This is a genomic window from Pseudomonadota bacterium, assembly GCA_016195085.1.
GTDB lineage: Bacteria > Pseudomonadota > Alphaproteobacteria > SHVZ01 > SHVZ01 > JACQAG01.
In genome coordinates, this window is record JACQAG010000055.1 from 88,153 (window position 1) to 101,374 (window position 13,222).

Genomic DNA, 13,222 nt, shown 5'->3' on the forward strand with positions numbered 1-13,222 from the left:
ACCTCAGTCGCCGGCGCCGGATTTACCGCGCTGGCCGTCCTCTTCCTCGCGGTCATCCGCCTTCACCGGCTCGGTCTTGGCGAGCACCTCGGTGATGGTCGAGCGCATGACGCGAACGCGCACGCCCTCGGCAATCTCCACCGCGACCTCGTTGTCGCCGACGATCTTGGTAATCGTGCCGACGATCCCGCCCCCGGTCACCACCCGGTCGCCCCGCCTGAGCGCCTGGAGCATGTCCTTGTGCGTCTTCAGCTTCTTTTGCTGCGGGCGGATCAGCAGGAAGTAGAAGACGACGAAGATCAATACAATTGGGAGGAACTGGACGAAATCCAAGCCCCCCAGACCCCCTCCGGTCTGCGCATAGGCCGAAGAAATCAGCATGTTATCGGCACTCCTGCGCCGTCCTTGAAACCGCGGGGGACTATAGCGGCCCCGCCGGGGATTGCAACGGCGCCGGCGGGGCCTTGGAGCGGGCCCACCACAACCATCGCGAGGGGGCCCGCGACCTGCTAAGGTCCGCCGCTTTTCGCCCGATGGATGCCATGAAAGAGCCCGAGACGACCGCCCTCCTCCAGCGCATCGCCGCCGCCCTCGACCGCCTGGCCCCACCCTCGCCGAAGCCGGTCGACCTCGATAGCGCCGATAGCTTCGTCTGGCACGCCGAGAGCGAGCGGCTGCAACCCATCGACAAGGTCAACCGGGTGGAGCTCAGGCTGCTCCGCGGCATCGACCGGCAGCGCCAGATCCTGCTCGACAACACCGAGCGCTTCGCCCTGGGCTTGCCGGCGAACAACGCGCTCCTTTGGGGTGCGCGTGGCATGGGCAAGAGCTCGCTGGTGAAGGCGGTCCATGCCGAGATCAACCAGTCCCAGCCCCGATCGCTGCGCCTGGTTGAGATCCATCGCGAAGACATCCCCTCGCTGCCGGCGCTGCTGGCGACGCTCAGGCAGAGCAGCGCCCGTTTTCTCCTGTTCTGCGACGATCTCTCCTTCGACGGCAGCGATGCCAGCTACAAATCCCTGAAGGCGGTGCTCGAAGGCGGTATCGAGGGGCGGCCGGACAATGTGCTGCTCTACGCCACGTCCAACCGGCGGCATCTGATGCCCCGCGACATGATCGACAACGAGCGCTCGACAGCGATCAACCCGGGCGAGGCGGTGGAGGAGAAGGTGTCCTTGTCGGACCGGTTCGGCCTTTGGCTCGGCTTCCATTCCTGCGACCAGGATACCTACTGGGCGATGGTCGAGGGCTATGCCGAGGCTTATGGATTGATGCTGCCGGTCGACGAGCTGCGGCACCAGGCCAATGAATGGTCGGTCACCAGGGGTGCCCGCTCGGGCCGCGTTGCCTGGCAATTCATCCAGGATCTAGCTGGGCGGTTAGGCCGACGGCTGGATTGACTCTCACCCCGACCCTCTCCCGCGATGCGGGAGAGTGAGTCGAATGACATTCGCCCGCATCACGAGAGAGGGAGGCGCCCGTCGCGCAAGCGATGGGAGGGTGAGGGTTTTCGCGGAGATCATCCTGAGCCCGGCGACTTTGCTCCCGCCGCCAGGTCGAGCGCCTGGCCTTGCTCCAGATAGGGCCGGGGATCGACCGCGTGCTGGCCGCGGCGAAGCTGAAAATGCACCTGCGGCTGGGTGACGCTGCCGGTGGATCCCACCCGGGCGATGACCTGCCCGCGCTTCACTTCCTCACCCCGATGCACCAGCAGCTTGTCGTTATGCGCATAGGCGCTGACCCAGCCGCCGGCATGCTTGATCAACAGCAGATTGCCGAAGCCCCTGAGCTCGTTGCCGGCATAGGCGACGACGCCGTTGTCGGCGGCGCGCACCGACGTGCCGGCGGGGGCCGCGATGTTCATGCCGTCATTGTGCAAGCCGCCCGGCTGCGGTCCGAAATTCGACAGGACGGTGCCCCTGACCGGCCACAGAAAGGCGCGGCCACCGCGGGGCGGCGGCTCCGGGACGGGCCCACGGGCGATGCGCCGCGTCGGCCCTGACAGGGCGGCAACCTCCGGGGTCGCGGCCCCGCTCCGGCCTGGCTTGGCTGCGGTGCCCGCGCTCGAAACCGGCTCCTCGGTGGCCCCCGCCCCCGCTTGGCTCACAGCCGGTGCGTGGGGCGTGGCGCTGGGCGCCGTCGGCGCCAGCAGCGGCACGGTCGGCATCACCGCGGCGGCCGGCGTCGCCTGGCTCTTCTCCGGCAGTGCAGACGGCATTGCTCCTGGAGGGGGGGCTCCCGCAGGCGGCGCCAGCGCCACCGCCTCGATGCCGGTCTTGGGGGCAGCGGATTCGGTCGCATTCGACACCGGGCCGGCCGCCGCCGGCGGGATCGACGGCGCCATCACCGCCAGCGCCCGCTGCTCCGGCATGGGACGAGCGCCGGGCTGAGCTGCCTGCTGCGGCGCGCCCTCGACCGGCGCCGGCAGCGCCAGCTTCTGGCCCGATTGGATGGCAAAGGGCCGCGTCAGACCATTCACCTGCACGAGCGTGCTCATGTCGACGCCGAACCGCCTGGCGATCAGCGTCAGCGTGTCACCGGGCTGCACCGTGTAGAAACGCTGCTCTGGCCGGCGCAGCGCCCGGCCCGGCTGCAGCACATAGGGAGGTGTGAGCCCATTCGCATCGATGAGCGCGCGGGCCGGCACGCCCTCGCGCTGGGCGATGCGATAGAGAGTGTCGCCGGGACGGACGATGAGGTTGCCAGAAGATTGGGTCGCTGCTTGTTGTGAGGCGGGAGGTGCGCTGGCGACGACCGGCGCGCCGGTCGGTGCCGGCGGACCTTGGCTCGAAACGCAGGCGGCCAGCGCCAGCATCGCCATCGCGATGATGGCGCCACGACCGCGAATGGATTTGGTGAGGCTGCGACTCATGGCCGCATCAAAATACGGAGCAAAGCGCTGCCGCTCAAGCTGCGGAGTCGTCGGCGGCGGTTTGCGTGTCCTCGGGCATGCCGACGACGAGCGGGACGAAGCGTGCCTGCGACAGCCGCTCCTCGGCAAAACCCGTGGCCTCCCGGCGCACGCGCAAGAGCCATTGGTCGCTGGCGCGCTCGCCGATCGGCAGCACCATGATGCCGCCGATCGCGAGCTGGTCGGCGAGGGTTTCCGGCACCTCTGCGGCGGCGGCGGTGACGATGATTCGCTCGAACGGCGCCTGCTCCTGCCAGCCTTTGCTGCCGTCGCCGACCTTGACGGTGAAGTTGCTGTAGCCCAGCTGATAGAGGCGCCGCTCGGCTTCGCCCGCCAGATCCCGGTGCCGCTCGATCGAGTAGGCGCGCCTGGCGAGCTGGCACAAGACGGCGGTCTGATAGCCCGAGCCGGTACCGATCTCGAGCACCTTCATGCGCTCGCCGGCATCGAGCACCTGGGTCATCAGCGCCACCACCAGGGGCTGGCTGATGGTCTGGCCATGGCCGATGGGGAGCGCGGTATTCTCATAGGCCTGGTCGGTGAAGGTCGAGGGCACGAAGCTCTCGCGCGGCACCCGCTCGATCGCCGCCAGCACGCGCGTGTCGGTGATGCCGGCGCGACGAAGCTCGAGGATGAGTCGGATCTTGCGCGCCGCTTGCGTCACTTGAACAGCGGCTGCAGCCGCTTCAAGGTCGGCTCATCGGTCAAGTTGAGGTCGATCGGCGTCATCGCGATGCGCCCCTGGCGAAGGACCCAAAGATCGGTGCCGCGCAGCGCTTCGTCTTCGGTGCGAGCATCGCCGATCCACCAATAGAGCCGCCCGCGTGGATCGGTGCTCTGCACCAAACTGTCGCCGAGCTTCCGCCGCCCCTGCCGGGCAAGCGTGACGCCGCGCACTTCCGCCACCGGCAAATTGGGAAAGTTGATGTTGATCAGGACGCCGTCAGGCCAGCCCGCCTTGGCGAGCTTGCGGATGAGCTTCGGGGCGAAATGCTCCGCGGTCGCCCAATGGGGATGCTTGTTCCAAGCCACACCGAGACTCAAGGCGACCGCGGGAACGCCGAGCAGGGTTGCCTCCATCGCCGCGGCGATGGTGCCGGAGTAGGTCACGTCCTCGCCCATATTGGCGCCGCGATTGACCCCGGACAGGACCAAGGTCGGCCGATGATCCTTGAGCAGATGGTTGATCGCCAGCAGCACGCAGTCGGTCGGCGTCCCATCGACCGCGAATCGCCGAGCAGAGACCCTGCGCATGCGCAGCGGCTGACGCAAGGTCAAAGAATGCCCGGCGCCGGACTGCTCCTGCTCAGGCGCCACCGTCCATACGTCTTTGGTCAGACTGCGCGCGATCCGCTCCAAGACCTTGAGACCGGGGGCGTAAATGCCGTCGTCGTTGCTGACGAGAATGCGAGCCTTCGACCAGTCGATCGGAAACTTAGCCACGGGCTTTGATCGCCTCGAGCCCGCCGAGATAGGGTCTGAGCGCTTTTGGAATCTCGATGCTGCCGTCTTCACGCTGATAGTTCTCCAGAATGGCGATGAGGGTGCGCCCGATGGCCAAGCCGGAGCCATTCAGCGTATGCACCAGGCGGGTCTGCTTCTCGCCGGTGGGACGGAAGCGCGCTTTCATGCGCCGTGCCTGGAAATCGCCGCAGTTCGAGCAGCTCGAGATCTCGCGAAAGCGCTCCTGCCCGGGGAGCCAGACCTCGATGTCGTAAGTCTTGCGTGCGGCAAAGCCCATGTCGCCGGTGCACAGCACCACCACCCGATAGGGCAGCTCGAGCCGTTGCAACACCGTCTCCGCTGCGTTGGTCATGCGCTCATGTTCGGCTTCGGAGCGGTCGGGATGCGCGATCGAGACCAGCTCGACCTTGTTGAACTGATGCTGGCGCAGCATGCCGCGGGTGTCCTTGCCGGCAGCACCAGCCTCCGAGCGGAAGCAGGGCGTGAACGCCGTGAAGCGCCGCGGCAGCTCGCCCTCCTCGAGGATGCTGTCAGCCGCCAAGTTGGTAAGCGGCACCTCGGCGGTCGGGATCAGCCAGTAGCCGTCGGTGGTTCGGAACTGGTCTTCGGCGAATTTCGGCAGTTGGCCGGTGCCGTAGAGCACGTGATCGCGCACCAGGAGCGGCGGCTGGATCTCCTGATAGCCGAACTCGCTGGTGTGGATATCGAGCATGAAGGCGGCGAGCGCGCGTTCCATGCGGGCAAAGGCGCCCTTCAGCACGACGAAGCGGGCACCGGAGAGCTTGGCCGCCGCCTCGAAGTCCATGAGACCGAGGGCCTCGCCCAGCTCGAAATGCTCCTGCGCCTTGAAGTTACGCCGCTTCGGCTCGCCGATCCGGCGCAATTCCCGGTTCTGGCTCTCATCCTTGCCGTCCGGCACATCGGCGGCGGGCAGGTTCGGTAGGGATTCCAGGATGCCTTCGAGCTCGGCCGCCAGCACCTTGTCGGCGGCTTCCAGCTCGGGCACACGCTCCTTCAGCCGGGCGACCTCGGCCATGAGCGCGTCGGCATCACCGCCTTCGCGCTTGAGGCGCCCGACCTCCTTCGATGCCTCGTTGCGGCGCGCCTGCAGGCCTTGCAGCTCGGTCTGCACTTGCCGGCGCCGCTGATCCAGCTCCAGGATGCGCGCCGATTGCGGCTCCAGGCCGCGGCGCATGCAGGCACCGTCGAACCCGGCGGGATCGTCACGCACTGCCTTGAGATCGATCATGAATCGCTATCCGGTGAGGGCGCCCGTTTATACGGGCATGGCAGGCGAGCGTCCAGCATCGTTCACAATCAGCGGGCGAAGCCCGGCTACTCGGCGGCGCCCGTCTTGCCGGCGGCAGCCGCCTCCTCTTCCCGCTCCAGCCGTTCCTGCTCGGCTTCGCGCTTGGCCCGGTCTTTCTCGATCATGCGGGCGATTACGATGGAGATCTCGTAGAGGATGATGATCGGCACCGCGAGCGCCACCTGGCTGATGACATCGGGCGGCGTCAGCACCGCGGCGGCGACGAAGGAGAGCACGATCGCATAGCGCCGCTTGCTTGAGAGCTGCTCGGCCGAGACCATGCCGGCCCGCGCCAACAGCGCCAGCAGCACCGGCAATTGGAAGGCGATGCCGAAAGCGAAGATGAGGTGCATGACCAGCGAGAGGTACTGGTCGACCTTGGCCTCGAGCTGGATCGGCAGCTCGTCCGGCCCGCCTGGAGTCTCGAAGGAGAGGAAGAACTTCCAGGCGAGCGGAAAGATCACGTAGTAGACCAAGGCGCCACCGCTGAAGAACAGGACCGGTGTGGCCACCAGGAACGGCAGGAACGCCTTCCTCTCGTGCTTGTAGAGCCCGGGCGCGATGAACATCCAGAGCTGGGTTGCCACGATCGGAAACGAGATGAAGGCGGCGGCGAACATCGACACCTTGATGTAGGTGAAGAACGCCTCGTAGAGCGCCGTGTAGATCAGCCGCCGATTCTGTCCTTCCAGCAGATGGGAGAGCGGCTCGACCAGGAAGGCGAAGATATGCCGGGACACCGCATAGCAGAGCAGAAACGCGATGATGAAGGCGATGAACGACTTGATCAACCGCGAGCGCAGCTCAATCAGGTGGTCCATCAGCGGCATGCGCGTGTCGTCGGCGTCGCCTGACATTACGGATAACCAATCCAAGAATCACAGCCTGGCAGCACGTCCAACAAAGTCGTCATGCGCGGGCTTGACCCGCGCATCCACGTCGTACCGTCGCACAATCGAAGACGTGGATGCTCGGACCAAGTCCGGGCATGGCGGATTGGGCTAGCGTTCGCGCATCCGCGGACGGCTTTTTCAAGACCACCAACTCCAAGCCTAACAGCCATCTCTGCCATCGTTCTATGACGCGGCCTTGGCGGGCGGGGCCGGCTCGCTGGCGATGGCCGGGTTCGGGCCGGGTGCGGGAGCACCGACCGGCTCCGCCGGCTCGAGGGCGGCCGGGCTTGGCGTCGGCGGGGCGACCTCGACCGAAGCGCTTGGCGAGGCCAGCGGCGCCAATGTCTCGCTCGCCGCCGCCTCCGCCGAAAATTCGGGAGCGGGCGGAGAGAGCGCCGATGGCGGCTCGGTCAAGTCCGGAGGGGCTTCGAATGCCTTCTGCATCTCGCCGCCGGGATCGACCGACTGCTTCACGTCCTCGACCACTCCCGAGGTCGCCTTTTCAATCTGGTTTTTGAGGTCGCTTAGCTCGGCCTCGCGCATCATCTCGTCGACGTTGCGCTGAAAATCCGCCGCCAGCTCGCGGGCCTTGCGGATCCATTGGGTGAGCGCACGCAGGACTTTCGGCAAGTCCTTCGGCCCGATGACCACGAGCGCCACCGCGGCGATCACCAGGAGCTCGTTCCAGCTGATGTCGAACATGGGGCGAGCGCGGTACCTCCGGCGCCGACAGCCGGATCGGCGTTAGGAGCGAGCCGGCTGGTCCGTCCGCGGATGGGTCGGCGCCGCCGCGTCGTGCGGCTGGGTCGGGCCCATCGCGTCCGCCTTGATGGCGGTCGCCGGCTGTCCGGCCTGCGCCTCACCCTCCTCGGCCAGCCCGCGCTTGAAGGCCTTCAAACCCTTGCCGAAGTCGCCCATCAGCTTCGAGATCTTGCCGCCGCCACCGAATAGGATGAGGACGACAGCGAGAACGATGAGCCAATGCCAAATGCTGAAGCTACCCATTGCACCACTCCCGACAATGCCGCTTCTTTTTAATGGTTTCCGCGGCAAACACAAAGTTCTGTCTTAAGGCCTGCAATTCCTTGCGGGATGAAGCCGCTAGGACTGCGGCGCCTACTTCATCTGGGCCGCACAGGCCTCCGCAATGGCACGCGCCTCCGGATCGCCCAGGGGCTGGCCGTTGTAATAGGCCCGCCCGTCCTTCACCGTGACATAGCCAAGATAGGCCTTGGCGTCGAAGGCCGGGGTCTTGGTCGTTTTGGCGCTGGATCCGCCGGCAACTCCGGGAAGCGTGCGCGTGATCTCGATCGCAAAATCCTTCGGCACCTCGATCCGCCGGCGGTTCCCAAGATCGGCCGGGGCGACCGCGCGTCCCTGGGCATCCACACCGGGCTGATACTTGACCCCCGGGGGCGTCTTGTAGACCTGGATGTTGCTGCAATCATTGGGAGTAATGGCGATCCGCGAGGCCCCTGACGGTGCCTGCTGGGCCGCCGCCGGCATGCCTGCGCAAACCAGGGCAGCGATGATCGTCCGCTGCCAATTCAGCCTCTTTGTGGACATGGCGCTTAGATGGGCCTCGCCCGGGAACAATACGAGACCCAGCCATTATCGCATGACGGGTCGACGTCCTGACGCTTTTCTCGTGACGCCGGGCACGAAATCGACTAGGTTCGGCCAACTGAAAAAGGCTGAAAAAGAGCGCGCCACAGAGCGCAGCGCGGCCCGAGTTTAGGGAGGAAACGCCAACAGGCGTCTGGAAGGGACAGCGTCCCTTACCAAAATCATAAATGCATACGCGCCTACAGCATGGCAAGACCCAAAATGGATCTTGCCATTTTTATTGTGCGGATTTCTGCAGAATTGATTGAGCTATAGGCACAAGCCGAGAAATTGATCGGGTTGTTGCTCAAACCAACGGCATCATTTCTTGCGGCTGCGGTGGCGGTCCTTGCCCATCCACGGTGGATTGAGCTTGGCGATCTGTCGGTAGACCGGGCAACCGGCGTCATGCGCGCCCGGCAGATAGCCGATGCTCATCAGGAACTCGCCCACGATCTCGCCGCCGGTGAAGCGGAAGGTGCGCTTGAACAGCTTGACCCAGTCGGCCTTCTCCAACGGATGGTGGCGATGGATCCACTGGGCGAAGGAGCCGTGCTCGCGCGCCAGCGCGAGGATGACGCCGGCATTGTGGATGACGGCGTCGATCTTCAGGCGATTGCGGATGATGCCGGCATCCGCCATGAGACGCGCCCGCTCCTTGGCACCATAGGCGGCGACCCGCGCCGGCTCGAAGCCTTGGAACGCCGCGCTGAACGCTTCGCGTTTGCGCAAGATAGTGAGCCAGGACAAGCCCGCCTGGTTGATCTCCAGCGCCAGGCGCTCGAACAGCACGGAGTCGGAGTCGACCGGGAAGCCGTATTCGCCGTCGTGATAGGGCGCATGGAAGGGGTGGCCGGGGGCGATGTCGCAGTAGCTCATCAGGGCTCTCGGAAGCTGAAGAGATCGAGTTGGATGACGGCGATTATAGCGGCGGAAATCACCGCGGTGATTGCCGTGGTGACGGCCGCCTTCCACCAGAGATGCGGATGCTCGGGCGCGCTTTCGGCGAAGCCCGGCTCGGTCTTCTCCGGGATCTCCACCCTCCAGGGCAAGACCGCGAACCAGACGATCGACCAGGTGATGATGAAGACCAGGACGGCGCTCGTCCACGCCATGGCTAGCCCCTATTTCTCGCCAGGATCGGGAGCAGCGTCGCATCGCGCGGGTCGCCCCGCAAGGAGCGGGCCGAAAAGCGTAGCATAGCTACGGTTGAGGCCCGCGACGACGTCGGGCGACCCGCGCGATGCGACCCGAAGGGACGGGCTCCTGCGATCACATGCCGCGTCAAGCCGCTCGACCGATGCTCTGCATCGCTCTTCGCGGCTTTCCTCGCCTGTGATCGCATGAGCCCGTCGCTGCCCCGATCCTGGCGAGAAATAGGGGCTAGGCCTGCTCCAGCTCGATGAGGGTGCCGTGAAAATCCTTGGGGTGCAGGAACAGGACCGGCTTGCCATGGGCGCCAATGCGGGGCTCGCCGTCGCCAAGCACGCGGGCCCCTTGATGCTTGAGGCGATCACGCGCAGCCAGGATGTCCTCGACCTCGTAGCAAACGTGGTGGATGCCGCCCGCGGGATTACGCTCGAGGTAACCCCGGATCGGCGAGGAGTCGCCGAGCGGCTCCAAAAGCTCGATCTTGGTGTTGGGCAGCTCGACGAACACCGTGGTGACACCATGCTCCGGCATCGCCACGGAAGCCGAGACGCTGGCCCCCAGCACCGATCGATAGGTGTCCGCCGCCTTCGCCGCATCCGGGACGGCGATTGCGACGTGGTTCAACCGGCCGATCATGAATGTCCCCTCGCCCATCACACTCGCATCAGATGGATGTCGGTCTGCGGCTTCTTGCCGAGATGATCGTGGAGACAGCGGCGAAGTGCGACGCGAACCGCTTCGCGCACGAGATCGTCATCCCGCCGCGCGGCACCGCTCAAGCCAGCCACGGTATCGCGGGCGACATCGGCGGCCAACGCCGACATCTCCGCCTCGCCCGCTTCCTCGATCACGCCTTGGAAGGTCACCACGGGATCGCCCCTGAGCTTGCCGTCGCGACTCAAGAGCAGCGTCATCACGGCAGCGCCGTTGCGCATCAGCCGCCGGCGCGATCGGACCGCCTGGCCCTCGAGGGGTACCAGCCGCGTGCCGTCGAGGGCGAGCCTGCCGGTGGCGACCTCTTCGACGATTCCGGCCGGACCCGGCGCCAGCCGGATCATGGCGCCGTTCTCGACCACGATCGACTGCGGCACCTGGCATTCGCCGGCGAGCTTGGCGTGCTCGATGAGATGCCGCATCTCGCCATGCACCGGGATGGCGATCTGGGGACGCACCCATTGGTACATGCGGACGAGCTCGTCGCGGTTCGGATGGCCGGAGACATGCACGCCGGCCTCGTCGCGTTCGGTCACGATTTCGACGCCGAGCCGGCTCAGCTGGTTCTGCAGGCGACCGATCGCCCGTTCGTTGCCGGGAATGATGCGCGAGGAGAAGATCGCCACGTCGCCTGCTTCCAGCACGACATGGGGATGGCCGCCGCCGGCGATGCGGGCGAGCGCCGAGCGGGGCTCGCCTTGGCTACCGGTGCAGATGAGGAGCACCTTGTCGTTGGGCAGGAACCCGGCATCGTGTTCAGTGACGAAGGGCGGAATGTCGGTGAGATAGCCGGTCTCGCGCGCCGCATCGTAGATCCGCCACAGCGAGCGGCCGACGAGGGCGGCGTGCCTGCCATGGGCCTCGGCCACCCGCGCCAGGGTTTCGAGCCGGGCGACGTTGCTGGCGAAGCAGGCCACCGCCACACGGCGCTTGTAGCCCCCGACGAGGCGCATGAGATCGGCGCGAACCTCGGCCTCGGAGCCGGACTCCCCGGGTCGGAAGACATTGGTCGAGTCGCCGACGAGGGCCAGCACGCCCTCTTCGCCGAGGGCCCGGAGTGCGGGCTCATCGGCGATCTTGCCGATGAGCGGCTCCGGATCGAGCTTCCAATCCCCGGTGTGCAGGACCGTACCGGCGGACGTGCGGATGGCGAGCGCCATCGGTTCGGGGATCGAGTGGGTGAGACGGATCAGCTCGATATCGAACGGGCCGACGGAGAACCGGCCTTCGACCGGGATTTCGATGAGGCTGACCCGGCGCAAGAGGTCCACCTCGGCGAGCTTGCGCTTCAGGAGCGCGGCGGTGAAAGGGGTCGCGTAAACCGGACAGGCGAGCTCGGGCCACAGATAGGGGATGGCGCCGATATGGTCTTCATGCGCGTGGGTGGCGACGATGCCCACGAGATCGCGCCGACGCTCGGCGATCCAGGCCGGATCCGGCATGATCACCTCGATGCCCGGCGTGGTGTCGTCGCCGAAGGTGATGCCGCAATCGACGATCAGCCATTTGCCGCGATAGCCGTAGAGATTGAGGTTCATGCCGATCTCGCCGGCCCCGCCCAAGGGCAGGAACCTGAGCTCGGAGGTGCCGGAATCGTCGCCGCGCGGGCTCATGACGAACGGTTGAGGCGATGGATGTGGAGGAGTCCGCGCAAGGTCAGGTCCGGATCGAGATGCTCGATCGCCGGAATCGCATCGGCGAACAAGGGTGCCAGGCCGCCGGTGGTGATCACCTTCATCGGCCGCCCGAACTCCGCCTTGATGCGGGCGACGATGCCTTCCACCAGCCCGACATAGCCCCAGAACACCCCGGACTGCATGGCCGGCACGGTGGCCCGCCCGATGACGCTGGCCGGGCGTTTCAAGGCGATGTGCGGCAGCTTCGCCGCCGCCCGGTAGAGCGCATCGACCGACAGGTTCGGCCCGGGGGCGATGACGCCGCCGGCATAATTGCCCTCGCCGTCGATGACGTCGAAGGTGGTGGCGGTGCCGAAGTCGACGACGATGGCGGGCCCGCCATAGTGACGGTGCGCCTCGGCGGCATTGACCAGCCGGTCCGCACCCGCCTCCTCGGGGCGCTCGATGGTCGCCCGCACGCCGAGATTGACCGCCGCCTCGCCGATGACCAAGGGCTCGCTGTCGAAATAGCGGCGGCAGAAGGTCTTGAGCTCGTAGAGGCCGTCGGGAACGACGCTGGCGATGATGGTGTCGCGCACCTGCCCGCGCTCGATCCCGGCGATGTTGAGGAGCTGGATCAGCCACACCCCGTATTCGTCGGCGGTGCGCCTGGGGTCGGTCGCCGAACGCCAGGGACCGAGCATGGTTTCGCCGTCGAAGATGGCGAACTTGCAGTTGGTGTTGTTGGCGTTGATCGCAAGCAGCATTTCCGTCATCCCGCCCCGAAGAAGATCTCGCCCGCGGCGATCGAGCGATGCCCGCCGGGCACGCCCAGCACCAGCGCGCCCGATTCATCCACGCCATCGAAGGTGCCGGACAACACGTCCCGCTCGAGGTTGACGCGGATGGTGGTCCCGCGGCCGAAGGCCTTCGCCAGCCATTCAGCCCGAATGGGCTCGAATCCCTCCGTCAACCACCGCTCCCAGCGCACCAGGAAAGCGCGAACGAAGACCTCGAGCGCCTTCTCGATATTGGGTTCGCCCCCGGCCGCGGCAACATGGGTGGCCGGATAGGGCGTCTCGGGTGGGTGGCTATCGAGGTTGATCCCCACGCCGACGACCAGCCACGGGGAGGCGCCGGCGGCGGCGGCGTCTCCTGCCTCCAGCAAGATCCCGGCGATCTTCGCCCCATCGAGGAGCACGTCGTTCGGCCATTTGAAGCGCACGGTCCGTCCCGGCGGCGCCAAGGCCTCGATCGCCTCGCCCACAGCAAGCGCCGCGGCAAAGGAGAGCTGCGCCACCGCCGCCAAGGGGCGCCCGGGCACCAGCAACAGCGAGACATAGAGATTCCCTCGCGGCGAGTGCCAAGCACGGCCTCTCCGCCCCGCGCCGGCGCTCTGCTCCAAGGCCCAGACGACGCTGGGCATGGCATCGCCAGCCTCGGCCAGCCGCCTGGCAAAGGCATTGGTGCTGTCGAGGCGTTCGAAAGCAAAGAGCCTGAGGCCGTTCGGCAGCGTTGGAGTCACGGGCCAGGGGCGGTCCAGGAGGGGGTGAGGATC

The 13,222-nt window shown here is 66.5% G+C and carries 16 protein-coding genes; 1 reads left to right on the forward strand and 15 read right to left on the reverse strand.

Annotation, left to right across the window (positions count from 1 at the left end):
* Positions 1-3: 3 nt before the first annotated feature.
* The gene (gene yajC, locus HY058_16450) at positions 4-381 is read right to left on the reverse strand and encodes a preprotein translocase subunit YajC (protein MBI3498890.1); all 378 of its coding nucleotides are present in this window, start codon (positions 379-381) and stop codon (positions 4-6) included.
* Between the two features lie 161 nt (positions 382-542).
* Between yajC and HY058_16455 the strand changes: the two genes are divergently transcribed.
* Complete coding sequence (locus HY058_16455; GenBank protein MBI3498891.1) at positions 543-1,400, forward strand: ATP-binding protein; 858 nt, start codon at positions 543-545, stop codon at positions 1,398-1,400.
* Between the two features lie 119 nt (positions 1,401-1,519).
* Here HY058_16455 and HY058_16460 read toward each other — a convergent pair whose 3' ends face one another.
* The 14 genes from HY058_16460 to HY058_16525 all read right to left on the reverse strand — a co-directional run bounded on the left by HY058_16460 (position 1,520) and on the right by HY058_16525 (position 13,189).
* Positions 1,520-2,815: a peptidoglycan DD-metalloendopeptidase family protein gene (locus HY058_16460; protein ID MBI3498892.1), complete on the reverse strand. Its 1,296-nt coding sequence runs from the start codon at positions 2,813-2,815 to the stop codon at positions 1,520-1,522.
* A 91-nt stretch (positions 2,816-2,906) separates the two neighbouring features.
* On the reverse strand, positions 2,907-3,575 hold the full coding sequence (locus HY058_16465) for a protein-L-isoaspartate(D-aspartate) O-methyltransferase (protein MBI3498893.1): 669 nt from the start codon (positions 3,573-3,575) through the stop codon (positions 2,907-2,909).
* Entirely contained in the window at positions 3,572-4,354 is a 783-nt protein-coding gene (surE, locus tag HY058_16470) for a 5'/3'-nucleotidase SurE (protein ID MBI3498894.1), read from the reverse strand. The genes HY058_16465 and surE overlap by 4 nt, the downstream gene beginning before the upstream one ends.
* Positions 4,347-5,624: a serine--tRNA ligase gene (serS, locus tag HY058_16475; GenBank protein ID MBI3498895.1), complete on the reverse strand. Its 1,278-nt coding sequence runs from the start codon at positions 5,622-5,624 to the stop codon at positions 4,347-4,349. The genes surE and serS overlap by 8 nt, the downstream gene beginning before the upstream one ends.
* A gap of 86 nt (positions 5,625-5,710) precedes the next feature.
* Complete coding sequence (tatC, locus tag HY058_16480; protein ID MBI3498896.1) at positions 5,711-6,541, reverse strand: twin-arginine translocase subunit TatC; 831 nt, start codon at positions 6,539-6,541, stop codon at positions 5,711-5,713.
* Between the two features lie 219 nt (positions 6,542-6,760).
* Positions 6,761-7,279 (reverse strand): twin-arginine translocase subunit TatB, encoded by a 519-nt coding sequence (tatB, locus tag HY058_16485; GenBank protein MBI3498897.1) that lies wholly within the window; start codon positions 7,277-7,279, stop codon positions 6,761-6,763.
* 42 nt (positions 7,280-7,321) lie between these two features.
* Positions 7,322-7,582, reverse strand: coding sequence for a twin-arginine translocase TatA/TatE family subunit (locus HY058_16490; GenBank protein ID MBI3498898.1), 261 nt, complete (start codon positions 7,580-7,582; stop codon positions 7,322-7,324).
* Positions 7,583-7,693: 111 nt separating this feature from the next.
* Positions 7,694-8,143 carry a hypothetical protein gene (locus HY058_16495; protein ID MBI3498899.1) on the reverse strand — a complete coding sequence of 150 codons (450 nt, stop codon included), beginning with the start codon at positions 8,141-8,143 and terminating at the stop codon, positions 7,694-7,696.
* 360 nt (positions 8,144-8,503) lie between these two features.
* Complete coding sequence (locus HY058_16500) at positions 8,504-9,061, reverse strand: DNA-3-methyladenine glycosylase I (GenBank protein ID MBI3498900.1); 558 nt, start codon at positions 9,059-9,061, stop codon at positions 8,504-8,506.
* Positions 9,061-9,297, reverse strand: a complete 237-nt coding sequence (locus HY058_16505) for a DUF1467 family protein (GenBank protein ID MBI3498901.1) — start codon at positions 9,295-9,297, stop codon at positions 9,061-9,063. The genes HY058_16500 and HY058_16505 overlap by 1 nt, the downstream gene beginning before the upstream one ends.
* Positions 9,298-9,565: 268 nt before the next feature.
* Positions 9,566-9,970, reverse strand: a complete 405-nt coding sequence (gene mce, locus HY058_16510) for a methylmalonyl-CoA epimerase (GenBank protein ID MBI3498902.1) — start codon at positions 9,968-9,970, stop codon at positions 9,566-9,568.
* 17 nt (positions 9,971-9,987) lie between these two features.
* Positions 9,988-11,661, reverse strand: coding sequence for a ribonuclease J (locus HY058_16515; GenBank protein MBI3498903.1), 1,674 nt, complete (start codon positions 11,659-11,661; stop codon positions 9,988-9,990).
* A complete protein-coding gene (locus HY058_16520) occupies positions 11,658-12,431 on the reverse strand; it encodes a type III pantothenate kinase (GenBank protein MBI3498904.1) in 774 nt (257 codons plus the stop codon). The genes HY058_16515 and HY058_16520 overlap by 4 nt, the downstream gene beginning before the upstream one ends.
* A gap of 5 nt (positions 12,432-12,436) precedes the next feature.
* Positions 12,437-13,189 carry a biotin--[acetyl-CoA-carboxylase] ligase gene (locus HY058_16525; GenBank protein MBI3498905.1) on the reverse strand — a complete coding sequence of 251 codons (753 nt, stop codon included), beginning with the start codon at positions 13,187-13,189 and terminating at the stop codon, positions 12,437-12,439.
* Between the last annotated feature and the right edge of the window lie 33 nt (positions 13,190-13,222).